General features: G+C 71.5%; 9 protein-coding genes. 6 read left to right on the forward strand and 3 right to left on the reverse strand.

Going from position 1 to position 17,670, the window contains the following annotated elements; genetic code table 11:
* Nucleotides 1–234 precede the first annotated feature (234 nt).
* Together ACFWY5_RS45460 and ACFWY5_RS45465 are read left to right on the forward strand one after the other, a co-directional pair.
* A complete protein-coding gene (locus tag ACFWY5_RS45460) occupies nucleotides 235–6,519 on the forward strand; it encodes an amino acid adenylation domain-containing protein (protein ID WP_379638587.1) in 6,285 nt (2,094 codons plus the stop codon).
* A complete protein-coding gene (locus tag ACFWY5_RS45465) occupies nucleotides 6,510–9,569 on the forward strand; it encodes an amino acid adenylation domain-containing protein (protein ID WP_379638588.1) in 3,060 nt (1,019 codons plus the stop codon). The genes ACFWY5_RS45460 and ACFWY5_RS45465 overlap by 10 nt, the downstream gene beginning before the upstream one ends.
* Nucleotides 9,570–9,582: 13 nt before the next feature.
* Here ACFWY5_RS45465 and ACFWY5_RS45470 read toward each other — a convergent pair whose 3' ends face one another.
* Entirely contained in the window at nucleotides 9,583–10,056 is a 474-nt protein-coding gene (locus ACFWY5_RS45470) for an Lrp/AsnC family transcriptional regulator (RefSeq protein WP_379612662.1), read from the reverse strand.
* Between the two features lie 191 nt (nucleotides 10,057–10,247).
* On the opposite strand from ACFWY5_RS45470, the gene ACFWY5_RS45475 reads away from it, so the two are divergent.
* Nucleotides 10,248–11,591: a transaminase gene (locus ACFWY5_RS45475; RefSeq protein ID WP_379638589.1), complete on the forward strand. Its 1,344-nt coding sequence runs from the start codon at nucleotides 10,248–10,250 to the stop codon at nucleotides 11,589–11,591.
* On the opposite strand, the gene ACFWY5_RS45480 is transcribed toward ACFWY5_RS45475, so the two are convergent.
* Nucleotides 11,592–13,019, reverse strand: a complete 1,428-nt coding sequence (locus ACFWY5_RS45480) for an MFS transporter (protein WP_379612664.1) — start codon at nucleotides 13,017–13,019, stop codon at nucleotides 11,592–11,594. It lies immediately after the preceding gene.
* A 24-nt stretch (nucleotides 13,020–13,043) separates the two neighbouring features.
* Nucleotides 13,044–13,487 carry a MarR family winged helix-turn-helix transcriptional regulator gene (locus ACFWY5_RS45485; protein ID WP_379638590.1) on the reverse strand — a complete coding sequence of 148 codons (444 nt, stop codon included), beginning with the start codon at nucleotides 13,485–13,487 and terminating at the stop codon, nucleotides 13,044–13,046.
* Nucleotides 13,488–13,600: 113 nt separating this feature from the next.
* Here ACFWY5_RS45485 and ACFWY5_RS45490 point away from each other — a divergent pair, with 113 nt between their 5' ends.
* The 3 genes from ACFWY5_RS45490 to ACFWY5_RS45500 are packed head-to-tail and all read left to right on the forward strand — an operon-like array spanning nucleotide 13,601 to nucleotide 17,667.
* Entirely contained in the window at nucleotides 13,601–15,037 is a 1,437-nt protein-coding gene (locus ACFWY5_RS45490; RefSeq protein ID WP_379612666.1) for an amidase, read from the forward strand.
* The gene (locus ACFWY5_RS45495) at nucleotides 15,034–16,272 is read left to right on the forward strand and encodes an alpha/beta hydrolase family protein (protein ID WP_379612667.1); all 1,239 of its coding nucleotides are present in this window, start codon (nucleotides 15,034–15,036) and stop codon (nucleotides 16,270–16,272) included. The genes ACFWY5_RS45490 and ACFWY5_RS45495 overlap by 4 nt, the downstream gene beginning before the upstream one ends.
* 27 nt (nucleotides 16,273–16,299) lie before the next feature.
* Nucleotides 16,300–17,667 carry an MFS transporter gene (locus tag ACFWY5_RS45500; protein WP_379612668.1) on the forward strand — a complete coding sequence of 456 codons (1,368 nt, stop codon included), beginning with the start codon at nucleotides 16,300–16,302 and terminating at the stop codon, nucleotides 17,665–17,667.
* The last annotated feature ends 3 nt before the right edge of the window (nucleotides 17,668–17,670 follow it).

Genomic DNA, 17,670 nt, shown 5'->3' on the forward strand with positions numbered 1-17,670 from the left:
CTCGTCGACGGCGATATGGGGGACGACGCGGCGGCGCGTCTCGGGTCGCGGTGAGCGGCATTCTCTAGAGTCCGGATAAATCCTTATAGCCAAGGACATAATTCCAAGTCAACGCCGATTTCGGGCGCATACAAAACCGATAAAGGGCGTGACAGAAAGTAGTGATTGTCAGGCCTGTGGTGAATGTGTATGAATCTCGTTTAATGTGGCGTTCACCGAGAAAGTGAGGCAGTGGTGACATCCTCGGCGGGGCTGTCCTCAGACGAAATCCAGCTTTCCGACACCAAGCGAGCTCTGCTGGAGCAACGCCTCCGCCGCCGGTCCACCGGCAAGTCAGCGGGCATCCCGCGGCGCGAGCCGGGTGCCGAGATCCCCTTGTCCTATGCCCAGGAGGGCCTGTGGTTCATGGAGCAATTCGCTCCAGGAACAGCCGCCTACACCATCCCTTTCGTCCTGCGGCTGCGCGGCAGCCTCGATGATGAACGACTTCACCAAGCCCTTAATACGGTCGTGGCCAGGCACGAGATTTTGCGCACCCGATTTCCGGCCGACGCGGACGGCAGGCCCCGCGTGGAGGTGTCCGATATCGGACACGTCGAGTTGCGGCGGCTGGCCGCCACCGACGAGGCGCACGCCCGCGACCTCCTGGGCGCCGAACTCGCCCGCCCCTTCGTGATCGCCACCGAACCGCCCGTACGCGCCGCGCTCGTCCGCCTCGCCGAGGACGACCACATCCTGCTGGTGACGCTCCACCACATCGCCGGTGACGGATGGTCGCTGGAGATCCTGGCCGGGGAACTGCGCACCCTCTACGCCGGCGAGACCCCGCCCGAACTGGCCCTGCAGTACGCCGACTTCGCCCTCTGGCAGCGCACCCGCCCGGCCGACCGGGCCGACCTGGCCTACTGGCGCGAACGGCTGGCCGGCGTGCCACCCATCGACCTGCCCATCGACGGCCGCCGCGGCGCCGTGGCCACCTTCGACGGCGCCTCCCACTCCTTCCGGCTCGGCCCCGACCTGCTGGCCGCCGCCGGCCGCCTGGCCAGGGAGCACGACGCCACGCTCTACATGGTCGTGCTGGCCGCCTACCAGGTAATGCTCGGCCGCCACAGCGGGCAGACCGACTTCGCCGTCGGCACGCCGGTCGGCGGGCGCCCGCGCAGCGAGCTCGAACCCCTCATCGGCATGTTCGTCAACATGCTGGCCATGCGCGCCGACCTGGACGGCGACCCCACCTTCACCGAACTGCTCACCCGGGTCAGGCAGAACACCCTGGACGCCTTCACCCACCAGCGGCTGCCCTTCGAGCAGTTCGTCGGGGAGCTGGGGCACACCCGGGACGTCTCGCGCACCGCCGTCTTCCAGGCCGCGCTGGCCCTGCAGAGCTACGACGAGGACAGCTTCGCCTGGCCGGGGCTGGCGGCGGAGCCGTACCCGCTGACCGCGAAGGCCGCGCCCTACGAGCTGGAGTTGTTCCTGACCGAGCGGGACGACGGGCTCGACGCGCTGTTCGTCTACAACCGGAACCTGCTGGACCCGGTCACGGTCGAGGAGTTCGGCGCCCGGTTCACCACTCTGCTGCGCGCCGCCGTCGCCGGGCCGGACACGCGGGTGTCGGACCTGGAGATGCTGACCCCGCGGGAACACGAAAAACTCCTGGCGCTGGCCGAGGGGCCGCGCGAGCCGTACCCCGGACAGAAGACGCTGGGCGGGCTGTTCGAGGAGCAGGCCGCCCGCACGCCCGGCGCCATCGCCCTGGAGTACGGCCGGCAGCGCCTCACCTACGCCGAGCTGGAGCGGCGCTCGGCCCTGCTGGCCGGGCGATTGCGCGAACGGGGCGCGGGGCCGGGGACCCGGGTCGCGGTGGGCATGGAACGTTCGCTCGACCTGGTCGTGAGCCTGCTGGCCGTGGTCAGGGCGGGCGCCGCCTACGTGCCGCTGGACCCCGACTATCCGCAGGAGCGCCTGGACTTCATGCTGCGGGACGCGCGTGCGGCGATCCTGCTGCCGCAGGAGACGGCCCTCGCGCCCCTCCCGGCGACGGACACGCCGCCGACCTCGGCCCACCCCGCCTACATGATCTACACCTCCGGCTCGACCGGCCGGCCCAAGGGCGTGCCCAACACGCACGCCGCCATCATCAACCGCCTGGACTGGATGCAGCGCCGCTTCGGCCTGACCGGCGCGGACGTGGTCATGCAGAAGACGCCCGCGGGCTTCGACGTCTCCGTCTGGGAGTTCTTCTGGCCGATCGTCACCGGCGCCCGTCTCGTGGTGGCCGAGCCGGGCGGGCACCGCGACACCGCCTACCTGCGTGATCTGATCATCGGCAGCGGCGTGACGACCATGCACTTCGTGCCGTCGATGCTCGCCGCCTTCCTGGAGGAGGAGGGCGTCGAGGGCTGCGCCTCGCTGAAGAGGGTCATCTGCAGTGGCGAGGAACTGCCGCCGGCCGTCGCCGCCCGGTTCTTCGAGCGCCTGCCGGACACCGAACTGCACAACCTCTACGGCCCCACCGAGGCCGCCGTCGACGTCACCGCCTGGCGGTGCGCGCCCGGCGAGAGCCGGATCCCGATCGGCCATCCGGTACAGAACACCCGCATCCACGTCCTCGACGCGCGGCTGCGGCCGGTGCCGTCCGGCGTGCCCGGCGAGCTGCACATCGGCGGCGTCCAGGTCGCCCTCGGCTACCACGACCGGCCCGCGCTGACCGCCGGCCGCTTCGTGCCCGACCCCTACGGCCCGCCGGGTGCACGCCTGTACCGCACCGGCGACCTGGCCCGGGTACGGCGCGACGGCGCCGTGGAGTTCCTCGGCCGGCTGGACAACCAGGTCAAGATCCGCGGCCAGCGGGTGGAGCTGGGCGAGATCGAGGCCGTGCTGCGCGAGCAGGCGGGCGTGCGCGAGGCGCTCGTCGTCGCCGGCGCGGACGGCCTGGTGGCCTACGTCGTCACCGACGCCCCGGACACCGGCCTCCGGGCGGCGCTGAAGGAGATCCTGCCCGACCACATGGTGCCCGGCGCGTACGTGACCATGGACGCGCTGCCCCTCAGTCCCAACGGCAAGGTCGACCGCGCCGCGCTGCCCGCGCCCACCCGGACCGCCGGAGCCGGCGCCCCGCCCACCACCCCGGCCGAGATCGCCGTCGCCGGGATCTGGGGCGAACTGCTCGGCCTGAGCGACATCCGGGCCGACGACGACTTCTTCGAGATCGGCGGGCACTCCCTGGTCGCCATCCAGGTCGTGGCCAGGCTGCGCAAGCTGCTCGCGCCGGTCGAAGGGCGCTCGGTCGGCGTCATGGACCTGTTCAGGAACTCCACCGTGCGGGCGCTGGCCGAGCTCATCGAGGGCCCCGCCCCGGACGAGGACACGCCGCGCGAGCTCCTGCACCGCCTCACGCGCTCGCGTACCACGCCCGCGCTCACGCTCGTCTGCTTCCCCTACGGCGGCGGCAGCGCCCTGGTCTACCAGCCGCTGGCCGACGCCCTGCCGGAGGAGTGCGCGCTGTACTCCATGGCCTTCCCCGGCCACGACCCCGGACGCCCCGACGAGCCGGTGATGCCCCTGGACGAGGTCATCGGCCAATGCGTGCGCGAGATCCTCGACGGCATCGAGGGACCGATCGCCCTGTACGGCCACTGCGGCATCGGTGGCGCCGTCACCGCCGAGGTCGCCCGGCGCCTGGAGGCCGCGGGGCGCGACCTGGAGGCCGTCTACATCGGCGCCATCTTCCCCTTCGCCCGGCCGCAGGGCCGCGTCGCCGGGCCCCTGGGCAGGCTGCTGCGCTCCGACCGGCTGCGCGGCGACCGTACCTATGAGAACCGCATGAAGGCCATGGGCAACGACATCTCCGGCCTGGACGAGGAGCAGGTCAAGTTCATGGTCCGCAACCAGCGCCGGGACACGCTGATCGCGGAGGAGTCGTTCACCCGCATGCTCGGCGAGCGGGCGGAGCCGTTGCGCGCGCCGGTGATCGCGGTCGTCGGCGAGCAGGACCCGGCGACCGACTACTACCGCGAGCGCTACCGGGAGTGGCAGTTCCTGTCGCCCACCACCGCGCTCGTCGTGCTCAGCGAGGCCGGCCACTACTACCTGAAGTACCGCGCGGACGACCTCGCCCAGATCCTCACCAACACGCACATCGCGATGGAGTACGGCTCGGCCGCCGCCCTGAACCGCTCCGCGAGGGGGCCGGCCGCCCGGTGGTGGGTCGAGGAGACCGCCTCGCCGGAAAAGGAGAAGCACGCGCCGCCCCCGAGCATGCGGCGCTTCCTGAGCGTGTCGGCCGCCCAGCTCGTCGCCCTGGTCGGCACCGCGATCACCGACTTCGCGATCCCGATCTGGGTGTACACCACGACCGGATCCCTGCTGAACTTCGCCCTCCTGGTCGCGTTGGCGATCATGCCCGGCGTCCTGGCCGCCCCGCTCCTCGGCGCGATCGTCGACCGGTCGGGCAAACGCGCGATGATGGCCCTGGGCAACAGCCTCGCCGGCGGCGTGCAGCTGATCTTCGGCGCGCTGTTGTGGACCGGCGCCCTGGCCACCTGGCACATCTATCCGCTCGTCGCGGCGCTCTCGGTCATGATGGTCTTCCAGCGGCTCGCCTACTCCGCGGCGCTGCCGCAGCTCGTGCCCAAGCGCTACCTCGGGCACGCGGCCGGCGTGGTGCAGATGCTCCTGGGCACCTCCCAGTTCGTCGCCCCGCTCCTGGCCGTGGCGCTCCTGGCCGGCGTCGGCCTGAGCGGCATCCTGGCGATCAACGTCGCCGGCTTCTGCGTGATGCTGGGCGCGCTGGCCGTCATCCGCTTCCCCGCCACCCTCGGGCTGGAGCGGCGCGAGACACTGGCCGCCGAGATCGCCGGCGGGTTCCGCATGTCGCTGGGCAACCGGCACCTGCGGGCCGCGCTGCTCTACTTCGCCGTGCTCAACGTCATGCTGGCCGCGGTGCTGATGTCGATCTCGCCACTGGTGCTGTCGTTCTCCGACCTCGGCACCGCCGGGCGCATCGCGTTCGTCGGCGGCCTGGGCGCCACCCTCGGCGGCATGATCGTCGCACTGTGGGGCGGGCCGCGCCGGCGCCGCATGCGCGCCGTGCTGCTCGGCACCCTGGCGCTCAGCCTGTTCGCCGTCGTCACCGGGGCGTACGCCTCGCCGCTGACCGTCGGTCTCGGCGCGTTCGGACTGTGGTGCAGCCTGTCGGTGGTCAACGGCGTCTTCATGACGATCATCCACGTGAAGGTGCCGCAGCGCTTCCACGGCCGGGTGATGGCGTTCAACCAGATGATCTCCTGGTCCACGCTGCCGGTCGGCATGGCCGTGGTCGCGCCGCTGGGCGAGCGGGTGCTGGAGCCGCTGCTCATGCCGGACGGCGCGCTGGCCGCCACCGTCGGCGCGGTGATCGGGGTGGGACCCGGGCGCGGCATCGGGTTCATGTACGTCCTGCTCGGCGTGGGCATCGCCGTACACGCGCTGGTGTCGATGCGGATCCCGCTCCTTGCCAGGTTCGACCGGGAGGTGCCGGAAGCCGATCCCGACGACCTCGTCGGCGCGCGGGCGCTGCAGGCCGGCGCGGGCAACACCGTCAGCCTCGCCTGGAGCGCGCCCGCCTTCGCCAAGGCGCTGACCATGCCGCTGAGCGCGGACACGGCGGCGGGCCTGCTCGGGGAGCCGGTCGAGCGGGTCCTGCTGCGCACCGGCGGCGAGATCAGCGCGGTGTACGAGGTCAGGACGCCCAGCCGCGAGCTGATCTTCAAGCTGTATCCCGGCCTGTTCACCGACCGCATGCGCAAGGAACAGCGGGTGTACGAGCTGCTCGCCCGCACCGGGGCGGCGGCGCCCAGCGTGGTCCTGGCCGACGACTCCAAGCGTGACCTGCCCCAGGCGTACCTGGTGATGACGAAGATCCCCGGCCGGCCGCTCTCGCAGGTCTCCGCCGCCCTCGACGCCGCGACCGTCGAACGGCTCTACCGCGAGATGGGCCGCGTGCTGCGGGCCGTGCACAGCGTCGAACTCACCGCGTACGGCCCGCTGGACGGGGTCCAGGAACCCACGAACGACGCCTACCTCGGCGGCCAGTTCGACCTCAAGGTCGCCCGGTTCGCCGAGTTCGGCGGCGACCCCGACGTGCACGCGGCGCTCGTCGCCCGCGTGCGCGCCGACCGTCACCTGCTGGCGCGCTGCGCCACCCCCGTCCTGCTCCACCACGACTTCCACGAGCGCAACGTCATGGCCGACGAGCACGACGGGCGATGGGAACTGACCGGCGTCATCGACGTCGAGAACGCGCTCGCCGGCGACCCCCTCATGGACCTGGCCCGCACCGACTACTTCGCGGTCAAGGACGACCCCGCCCGCCGCCGCGCCCTCCTGGACGGGTACGGCACGCTGCCCGGCGACTGGGCCGAGCGGCTGGCCTTCTACCGGCTCTACCACGCGCTGGACCAATGGCACTGGCTGGCCACCCTCGGCGAGGTCAGCGCGCTGGAGCCGATCACCCGGGAGATTCGCGCATGCCTGTGACCGAAGACGCCTTCCCCGCCTCCTCCGCGCAGGAACGGGTCTGGTTCCTCACCACGCTGCTGCCCGGCCTGCCTCTCTACAACATCGCGGGCATCTCCCGGCTGGAACGGCTCGGCGACGTCGACCCGGCGCTCATGGAGCGGGCGCTCCGGCTGGTGACCGAGCGGCACGAGCCGATGCGCACCCGCTTCGAGCTGCGCGAGGAGCAGGTCATGCAGCTCATCGCACCCGAGATCCCGGTACGGCCGGCCTACACGGACCTGACCGGCGACGAGGCGTCTTTGGCGGCGCTGGCCGCGCGCGACGCCGCCGAGCCGTTCGCCCTCGACCGGGCGCCGCTGTGGCGGGCCAGGCTGGTCAAGCTCGGCGGCGGCCGGTGGCGGCTCGTCCAGGTCTTCCACCACGCCATCTACGACGCGTGGTCCGCGGAGATCTTCAGCGCCGACCTCACCGAGGCGTACCTGTCGCTGCGCGAGCAACGTGCCCCCCGCTTCGCCAAGCTGACCGTCCAGTACGCCGACTACGCCGTCTGGCAGCGCGAGCAGGGCTTCGAGACCGACCTGGCCTACTGGAGCCGGCGCCTGGCCGGATCGGCCCCCCTCGAACTGCCCGCCGACCACCCCCGGCCCGCCGAACTCGGCTACGCCGGAGCCAACCACCCGTTCACCGTGCCGGCCGAGCTGACGGCGCGGGTGGCGGCGCTGGCCAGGAGCCGCGGCGCCACCCCCTTCATGGTGCTGTTCACCGCCTACGCCGCCCTGCTCGCCCGCTGGAGCGGCCAGAACGACGTGGTGATCGGCTCACCCGTGGCCGGCCGCGACCAGGACGAGCTCAACCCGCTCATCGGCATGTTCGTCAACACCCTGCCCCTCCGCACCGACCTGGGCGGCGACCCCGCCTTCGGCGAAGCCCTGGACCGCGTGCGCACCACCGTCCTGGAGGCGCTCGAACACCAGGACGTGCCCTTCGCCCGCATCGTCGGCGCGCTCAACCCGCCCCGCGACCCCGCCCGCACCCCGCTCTACCAGGTCGCCTTCAACCAGCTCCCCTTCGACGTACGCGGCCAGATCGGCACCGGGACCACCAAGACCGACCTCACGCTGGAGCTGCAGAACGCGCGGGGCGACATGAGCGGGTGGCTGGAGTACAGCACCGACCTCTACGACCCGGCCACGATCGCCGGGCTCGCTGAGGGATACCTCGCCCTGCTCGACGCCGCCACCGCCGACCCGTCCCTGCCGCTGTCGCGCCTGCCGCTCATGCCCGGCTCCCGCCGTGCCGAGGTGGCCGGCGCCTGGCACGGGCCGCGGCTGCCGTATCCGTCACGGCCCCTTCACGATCTCGTGGCGGCCCGCGCCGCCGAGATGCCGGACGCCCCCGCGGTGATCGTCCCGCACGAGGACCGCACGCTGACCTACGCCGAGCTGGACGCCCGCGCCGACGTCCTCGCCAGGACGATCGTCTCCCGCGGCGTGGGAATCGAGTCCCCGGTCGCGGTCTGCCTCCCGCCCGGCGCCGACCTCGTGATCGCCCTGCTGGCCGTGCTGAAGTCCGGCGCCTGCTACGTCCCCCTCGACCCCCGCTACCCGGCCGACCGGCTGCGCCTCATGCTCGAGGACTCCGGAACCGAGCTCGCGCTCACCACCCCGGAACTGGCCAACCGCCTGCCCGGCGTCGCCCTGCTGACCGACCTGGGCGAAGAGGTTCCGGACCACCATCCGCTGCCGGCCGTCACGCTCGATCACCTCGCCTACGTGATCTACACCTCCGGCTCCACCGGCGTGCCCAAGGGCGTCATGGTCCCGCACCGGGGCGTGGTGAACCTGGTCGAAAGCCTGGCGTTCCCGGCGGCCGAGCGGGTGCTGCTGCTGACCCCGCTCTCCTTCGACATCGCCGCACTCGAACTCTTCGGGCCGCTCCTCCGGGGAGGGGCGGTCGTGGTGGCGCCGCCGTACGGCAAGCTCACCAAGCTTCTGGCGGACGTGACGACCGTCCAGGCGCCCCCGTCCGTCCTGGAGGAGATCGTCGCCGACCTCCCTGACGGCCTGCCGAAGATCCTGAGCGGCGGCGAGCCCCTCGGCCTCCCCCTGGCCCGCCGCCTGCTGGCCAAGACCCAAGAGCTCCACAACATGTACGGCCCCACCGAGACCACCATCTGGTCCCTCACCCACCGGGTACGCCCGGAGGACACGGCCGTCTCGATCGGCCGCCCCGTGGCCAACACCACGTCCTACGTCCTGGGCCCCGGCCTGGACCCGCTCCCGCCCGGCGTGGTCGGCGAACTCTACCTGGGCGGCGACGGCCTGGCCCGCGGCTACCACCGCCGCCCGTCCCTGACCGCCGCCCGCTTCGTCCCCGACCCCTTCGGTACGGCCGGCGGCCGCCTCTACCGCACCGGCGACCTGGTCCGCCGCCGGCCCGACGGCACCCTCGAATTCGTCGGCCGGTCAGACGACCAGGTGAAGGTCCGCGGCGTCCGCATCGAACTGGGCGAGGTCGAAACCGCCCTCACCACCCACCCCGGCGTCACCCGCGCGGTTGCCGCCGTCCGCGACGACGCCCCCGGCGGCCGTGCCCTCGTCGCCTACGTGGACGAGCGGGCCCCGCTGGCCGAGCTGCGCGGCTACCTCCAGGACCGCCTGCCGCCCACCATGGTCCCCAGTCTCTACGTGCCGGTCGGCCACTTCCCGAAGCTCCCCAACGGCAAACTCGACCGCGCCGCCCTCCCCTCCCCGCGGACCGCCCCCGCCACCGCCGCACCCGCCACCCCGGAGACGGCCGCGGAGGAACTGGTCCACGACGTCTGGGCCGGCGTCCTGGGCAGGCACGCGTTCGGCATCGACGACGACTTCTTCGACCTCGGCGGCCACTCGATGCTCGGCACCCGGGTCGTGGCCAGGATCTGCTCGGAGCTGGAGATCGAGCTGCCGCTCAACACGCTGTTCCTGACCCGGACGGTCCGCCGGCTGGCGGCGGCGGTGGAGGCGCACCTGGCGGCGGAGATCGACCAGTTGTCGGAGGAGGAGGCGGCGGCGCTGATGGAGGGGTGAGGTCAGGTCTACGTCACAGAGCGCCCCAGGAGTAGGTGACCTTCTCGATCTTCATGTAGGTGAACAGCTCCGTGCTGCGCACGCCGGGAACCCGCCGGACGACGTCGTTCAGGATGGTCAGCAGTTCGGCCGAGTCGCGCCCGATGACCTCGACGAGGATGTCGTAGCGCCCGGACGACAGCACCACGTACACGATCTGGTCGACCTCCGACAACGCAGCGGCGACCGCCCGCAGGTCGCCGTCCGCGTTGATCCCGATCATGGCCTGGACGTTGAAGCCCATCTTGAACGGCTCGGAGACGGCGACCACCTCGATGACGCCGTTGTCGAGGAGCCGCTGCACCCGCTGGCGTACCGCGGCGCGGGACAGCCCCACTTCCGGCCCCAGTTTGGAGTACGGCATGCGACCGTCCACCTGGAGAACCCGGATGATCGACTTGTCGATCTCGTCGAGTTCGACCTGGTGTGCCCGGTTGTCCTCGGCCACGCGGCGCCTCCCACGCTGATCTTCACTGCGAGTCCAACCGTACGGCATCGCCGGCCCTTCGATCGTATCGCTTCCCCATACTGAACTCGGCAAGCGATTGGCTTGCCCAGAACCGAATTGCCATCGAAAAGCTTGAAAACTTCGCGACCCGGTGTACAGAATGACTGTCTCATCCATAGGAGGCAGTCACGATGAGCGACCTGTTGGGCGAACCGCTGGCCAAGGAACGGGCCTTCTACGCCGCCCGCAACCCCCGATCGCGCGCCGCGCACGAGCGCGCGGACCATCTGCTGGGCCGGGTGCCGATGACCTGGATGGCCAAGTCGGCCGCGGAGTTCCCGTTGTACCTGGATCGTGCCTCCGGGGCGCGGGTGTGGGACGCCGACGGCCATGAACTGGCCGACTTCTGCCTGGGAGACACCGGGGCGATGGCCGGGCACTCGCCCCCGGCCACGGTCGAGGCGGTGAGCAGGCGCTACGCCGAGCTGGGTGGCGCCACCACGATGATGCCGACCGAGGACGCCGCGGCCGTGGCCGAGGAGCTGTCGCGCAGGTTCGGCCTCAGCCGGTGGAGCTTCGCCCTGACCGCCACCGACGCGAACCGGTGGGCGTTGCGGCTGGCCCGCGCGGTGACCGAGCGGCCGCGGGTGCTGGTGATGAGCTTCAGCTATCACGGCAGCGTGGACGAGTCGTTCATCGTGACCGGGCCGGACGGCCCGGTGCCGCGCCCGGGCAACGTGGGCGCGCCCTACGACGTGACGCGGACCAGCCGGGTGGTGGAGTTCAACGACGTGGAGGCGCTGGAGCGGGAGCTTGCTCCCTGCGACGTGGCCGCCGTGCTGATGGAGCCGGCCATGACCAACATGGGCATCGTCCTGCCAGAGCCGGGCTATCTGGCCGCGGTCCGCGAGCTGACCAGGCGGGCGGGGACGTTGCTGATCAACGACGAGACGCACACCGTCTCGGCGGGACCGGGCGGCTGCACCAGGGCGTGGGGGCTGCGGCCCGACATCGTGACCGTCGGCAAGGCGATCGCCGGCGGGCTGCCCATCGGCGCCTACGGGCTGACCGGCGAGCTGGCCGAACGGCTGCTGGGGCGCGGCGACCTCGACCTGGTCGACACCGGCGGCGTCGGCGGCACGCTGGCCGGCAACGCGCTGTCGATGGCGGCGGCGCGGGCGACCCTCGGCGAGGTGCTCACCGAGGGCGCCTACGAACGGATGATCGCCCTGTCGGGCCGCTACACCGAGGGCGTCCGGCGGCTCATCGACGCCAACGGGCTGCCGTGGGTGGTGACCCAGCTCGGCGCGCGCTCGGAGTACCGGTTCATGACGCCGGGGCCGCGCAACGGCACCGAGTCCTACCTGTCCACCGACGCCGGGCTTGAGGACTACCTCCACCTGTACCTGCTCAACCGGGGCGTGATGCTGACGCCCTTCCACAACATGGCCCTGATGTGCCCGGACACCACCGAGGCCGACGTCGATCTGCACCTGGAGATCCTTGGCGCCGCGGTCGCCGGGCTGCCCGGCTGATCAGGTGCGCAGGGGAACCGCCTTGATCGCCAGCGCGGCCAGCAGGCTGACCACCGCCAGCCCGGCCGAGACGGCGAAGACGGTTCCCGTCGCCCCGGCGTAGGCATCCCGTACGGCCGGGCCGTACCCCCGGGCGGCGTCCACGGCGTGGGTGACGATCGCGCCCAGCACGGACATGCCCATCACCCCGCCGAGCGAGCGGAAGAACGACACCGACGCGCTCGCCGCGCCGACGCGGTCGGCGGGCGCGCTGTTCTGGACGGCGAGCACATAGTTCTGCATCACGACCCCGATGCCGAGACCCACGAGGATGGTCGATGCGACGACGTACCAGGTGGGCGGCCCCGAGCCGAGGACCGCCAGCAACGCCAGGCCGGCGGCCAGCGCGGCGGAGCCGCCCACCAGAAAGCCCTTCCAGCGTCCGAACCGGGTGATGAGATGACCGGAGCCGAGCGTGGCGAGCGTGGTGCTCACCATCATGGGCATGCACAGCAGCCCGGCCTCGGTCGGCGAGTAGCCGCGGGCGAGCTGGAAGTACTGGCTGATGAAGACGATCGAGCTGAACATGACCATCCCCACCGCCGAGCTCCCGGCGATCGCCAGCGCCGTGGTGCGCAGGCGCAGCAGGGACAGCGGTACGACGGGGTCGGGATGCCGCCGTTCGGCGAGGTACAGAAGGACGCCGGCGACGAGCGTGCCCGCCAGGCACGCGGCGCTCTGCCAGGACCACCACGGATAGGCGCGGCCGGCGAAGGTCACCCACACCGCGGGAGTCATGGCGGTCACGGTGGTCAGCAGCGCGCCGAGGTAGTCGACGCGGGCCTTGCGCCGGACCCAGGGCACGCGCAGGTACCGGTTCAGGATGACCAGGCTCACGATGGCGAAGGGGACCACCACGAAGAAGCACCAGCGCCAGCCCAGCCAGGCGGTGTCGACGATCGCCCCGCCGATCAGCGGCCCGCACAGGGTGCCGAGGGCCATCACGGTGGCGATGTAGCCGCCGTAGCGCCCGCCCTGCCGCGGCGGCACGATGCCGGCCACGATGGCCTGGGCCGTCGCAAGTAACCCGCCCATCGCGATGCCCTGCACGGCTCGCATGCCGATGAGCATCTCGATGGTGGGGGACGTCCCGGCCGCCACCGACCCGGCGGCGAACAGGGCGAGCGCCGCCTGCACGACCTTGCGCTTGTCGAACTGGTCGGCCAGCCGACCCCACAGGGGGATGCTGACGGTCATCGTGAGCAGGGAGGTCGCCACGAGCCAGGTGTACTGCGCCTGGCTTCCGCCGAGGGCGGCCACGATCGACGGCACGGCGTTGGTGACGATCAGCGTGCTGGACACGGCGGAGAACAAGGCGAGCAGCAGCCCGGCCAGCGCCTTCAGGATCTCGCGCTCGGACAGCCGGGAGGAGGGAGCATCTAGTTCCATGCCTTAACTATATGGACACACGCACTACTTGGCCGGACCGAAGTCCTTGTCGGCCTGCTCGTCGAGCGCCTCCTCGAGAGCCTCGCTGTCGAGCACCTTCAGGGCCTCCTGCGCGTCGCCGAGCACTTCCTGGAAGCGCTCGACGAGCAGGCGGTTCACGGTCGCCAGAACCTCGTGCCCGCGCGGGGTGACGTCGAATACCACGCCACGTCCGTCGGAGGCCAGCCCGCCGCGCTCGATCAGGCCGCTCCTGACCATTCCGTTGGTGAGGGCGGAGATGGCCGGCCGGCTGACAGCCGTGTACCTGGCCAGCTCGTAGGCCCGCTGCCGGCCGGCGGCCGCGCTGGTCAGGGCCCGGTACTGCGGCATGGTCAGACCGCCCTCCTCGCACGCCTGCTGGGCGATGCGGGCCAGGCGGACGATCGTCCGGACGGCGGCGAGCAGGTCGGCGTCCATACCCATGTCCATGTCTCTCCTTCACACTGCGTCCTTGATCGGCCACAGCCTAAATTGCCCCATTGCGTATGGCGAGAAAGTAGCTACACTCCCCATATGATTAAAGCACTTAACTACTTCTGGCCATGGGCGGCCGAGTAGCGCCCGACGGCCTGGACGCACTGGCCCAGGCCGAGCTCGTCCGCACCGGCCAGGTCACCCCGGCCGAACTCCTGGACGACACGATCGACCGCGTCGAGAAGACGAACCCGGCGATCAACGCGGTCGTCACCACGATGTACGACGAGGCCCGCGCCACGCTGGCCGCCCCGCTGCCGGAAGGGCCGTTCACCGGCGTGCCGTTCCTGCTGAAGGACGGCGGCGGCGTGGCCTACGCGGGAGTCCCGATGACCTCCGCCAGCAGGTTCCTGGCCGGCTACGTCCCCGACCGGGACGGCGAGCTCACCCGCAGGTACAAGGCCGCCGGGCTCGTGGTCTGCGGCAAGACCAACCTGCCCGAGTTCGGGCTCCAGCCGACCACCGAACCGGAGCTGTTCGGCCCCACCAGGAACCCCTGGAACCCGGACCTGTCGGCCGGCGGCTCCAGCGGCGGCGCCGCCGCGGCGGTCGCGGCCCGCATGGTCACGATGGCCAACGCCAGCGACAGCGGCGGTTCCATCCGGGTGCCCGCCTCGTGCTGCGGCGTGTTCGGCATGAAGCCGACCCGGCTGCGCATCGCCTCCGCACGCCGGCGGGCCGGAGTCTCCATGCGCATCGCGGTGCTGAGCGAACACGCGATCACGCTCAGCGTCCGCGACTGCGCCGCCCTGCTCGACGCCACCGCCGGACCGCTGCCCGGCGACCCCTTCGTCGCACCCCCGCCACCGCGCCCCTACCTGGAGGAGACCAGAACCGACCCCGGCAGGCTGCGGATCGTCTTCACCAGGGAGTCACTCCTCGGCCCCCCGCTCCACCCGGACGCCGTCGCGGCCGTGGAGGACGCGGCCCGCCTGTGCGAGAGCCTCGGCCACCACGTGGAGGAGGGCGCGCCCCGGCTGGGCTCCGATCTCGCCAGGCCGTTCACGACCGTCTCGGCCGGCGGGCTGGCCTGGGACATCGCCCACCTCGAACGCGTCACCGGAAAGAAGGCCCGGCCGGAGGACTTCGAGACGGCCACCTGGGCCATGATCGAACAGGGCCGGTCCGGCTCGACGAGCCTGAGCGCCTACATGGACGCCCTGGCCGAGCTGCAGACCCTGTGCGACGACCTGGCCGCCTTCCAGGCGCCCTATGATCTCTGGCTCACGCCCGCCACCGCCGCACCGGCCCCGCCGCTCGGCGCGTTCGCCACCGGCGGCCTCGCCCTCATGGGCGCCTTCCTGCAGTTCACCACGCTCATCAACATCACCGGCCAGCCGGCCGTGTCGATCCCGCTCTACTGGAACGCCGCCGGGATCCCCCTCGGCGCCCACTTCGTCGCGCCCTACGGCGACGAAGGCATGCTCTTCCGTCTTGCCGCCCAGCTCGAGGCCGCGCGCCCCTGGGCCGCGCGGGCTCCCCACCAAGCCGAGAGGTTCTCATGACGACGTCCACCGACACCCGGCCCAATCCGTACTTCCCCGGCGACCACTGGACCTCGCACGTGTTCATCGCCAACGAGGTGATGGACGACCAGATCAAGCACACGCTCGGCATGATGTTCTTCGGCATGTCCGACCTCGGCGAATGCCTGGAGGCCGCGGGGAAGATCCGGGTCGACGACGAGGAGAGCTGGGTCACGGCCTGGTCCGACGTGGCCTCGCGGCTGCGGCGGCGGGCCGAGGCAGCCGAGCGGAAGGGGCGGCTGGTCAGCGCCGCCGACGCCTACCTGCGGGCCTCGACGTACTGGCGCACCTCGCTGCTGCACTTCAGCTTCCCCGACGACCCCAGGGTCAGGGAGAACGCGGTCGCGGCCTACGCCTGTTACGACCGCTACCTGGAGCTGTCGGACTATCCAGGACAGCTGCTCAAGATCCCCTACCAGGACAGCTTCCTGCCGTCCTACCTCTACCGTTCCCCGCTGGCCAAGGGGCCGGCGCCCCTGCTGATCTTCTTCCAGGGGCGTGACGCCTGGGCGGAGGACACCCGCTGGGTCTACGACAACGCGATCCGCCGGGGTTACCACTGCCTCGCCGTCCAGGGACCGGGGCAGGGCGCGGCGCTGCGCGTGAACAACCTCCACTTCCGCCACGACTGGGAGAACGTCGTCTCCCCCATCGTGGACGTGGCCGAGAAGCTCGACGGCGTCGACCGCGAGCGCATCGGCCTCATGGGGCTGAGCTTCGGCGGCTATCTCGCGCCCCGGGCGGCGGCGTTCGAGTCCCGGCTGAAGGTGTGCGTGGCCAACCCGGGCGTGCTGAAGTGGGGCGCCTCCATCAAGGAGAACCTGCCGGAGGCGATCGGCCAGGCCCTCGCGGAGGGGCCCGGCGCGTTCAACGCCGCGGCGGCCGCCCTCTGTGACGCCTCACCGCTGGCCGAGTGGTTCATCCGCGACGCCTCCTGGAAGCACGGCGTGCAGACGCCGTACGAGCTGTTCAAGGAGCTCGACGCCTGCGACCTGACCGACGTGGCCGGGCAGATCACCTGCCGCACGCTGGTCATGGACGGCACCGAGGAGCGGTTCTCCGCCGGACACGCCGAGCAGCTCTACGACGCGCTGACCTGCCCGAAGGACTTCCTGCTCTTCGACGCGACCTCGACCGCGCAGTTGCACTGCCAGACCGGCGGGACCGCGACGGCGGCCGAGTTCACCTTCGACTGGCTGGACGAGCACCTCTAACGGCGCCCTGAAGGAAGAGGGCGACTCATGACCGCCGCCGATGTGCCGGATCCGTCCGAACCCGTCGTCCTGCCGGACGACCTGCTGCCCGGTGCCGAAGCCACGGAGCCGGGACTGCTCGACACACTCCGCCACGGCGGCTGGTCGATCTGCGCGACCGCCATCCCGCTCGTGGCCCTCGAACAACTCACCCGCGAGGCGACCACCACGCTGGCGCCGGACATCAGGGACTACTTCGGCATCTCCGCCGCCTTCCTCACCGCGATGGCCGGGCTGGCGGGCGTCGCGCTGACGGTCGGTGGAATCCCCATGGCGTGGCTGGCCGACCGGGTCAACCGCAAGCATCTCGTGGTCGCCTCGGCCGTGCTGGGCACGGGCGCGCTGACGCTGGCCGGTCTGGCGCAGGACACCTGGCAACTGCTCGTCGCCTACCTGCTGACCGGCGTCGCCGCCGCGTACTCCAACCCGGTCTTCCTGTCGATGTTGTCCGACGCCTACCCCATCCAGGGGCGCGGCCGGATCCTGTCGCTGCACGCCATGGCCACCCCCCTGGGACAGGCGCTGGGCCCGGCCCTGGCCGGTGGGGTCGCCGGGCTGGTGGGCGGGCCCGAGGCGTGGCGGTGGGCCTACTTCGCGCTGGCCGTGCCGTACGCGCTGGCCGCCCTGGCCGCGGCCGTCTTCCTGAGGGAGCCCGGCCGCGGCCGGGCCGAGCGGCATCTGTTCTCCGGTACGGCCGGCCCGCCGGTGGGGATCATGCAGGCGTTCCGCCAGATGATGCGGGTCAAGACCTTCGTCCACATGTGCGTGGGCATCGGCGTCCTGGGCCTGGCCCTGGCCACGCTCCCGCTCCAGATGTCGATCCTGCTGGGTGACGAGTACGGTTTCGACGCCTCCGCCCGCGGCGTCGTGTTCTCCCTGGCCCAGATCCCGGTCATCGCCGCGATGATCATCACCGGGCACCACTTCGACCGCTCCTACCGGCGCCATCCCGAACGGATCATGCACCTGGCCGGCTTCGCCATGCTCGCCTTCGGGCTGCTCGTCCTCGCCGGTGTCTGGTTCCCCTCGGTCTGGCCCCTGCTCACCTTCTACGTGCTGGCCTGCATGTGCAGCGGCATCGCCCTCACCGCGGTCAACCCGCTGATCGCCTCGGTCACCCCGCCCCGGGTGCGGACCCAGGCGTTCGCGATCCTGCCGGTGTTCACCTTCCTCATGGGCGGCTTCCTCGGGTCCGTCTTCGCCGGGTTCGTCGCCGACTCCTTCGGGCCGCGCATGGCGCTGACGGTGGTCATGCCGATCTCGGCGTTCGCCGCCGGATACGTCTTCCTCCACAGCGCCCGGTTCCTGCGGCCGGACATCGCCGCGGCGCTGACCGAACTCACCAGAAAGGCGTGACAG

It is taken from the genome of Nonomuraea sp. NPDC059007 (assembly GCF_042740555.1).
Taxonomy (GTDB): domain Bacteria; phylum Actinomycetota; class Actinomycetes; order Streptosporangiales; family Streptosporangiaceae; genus Nonomuraea.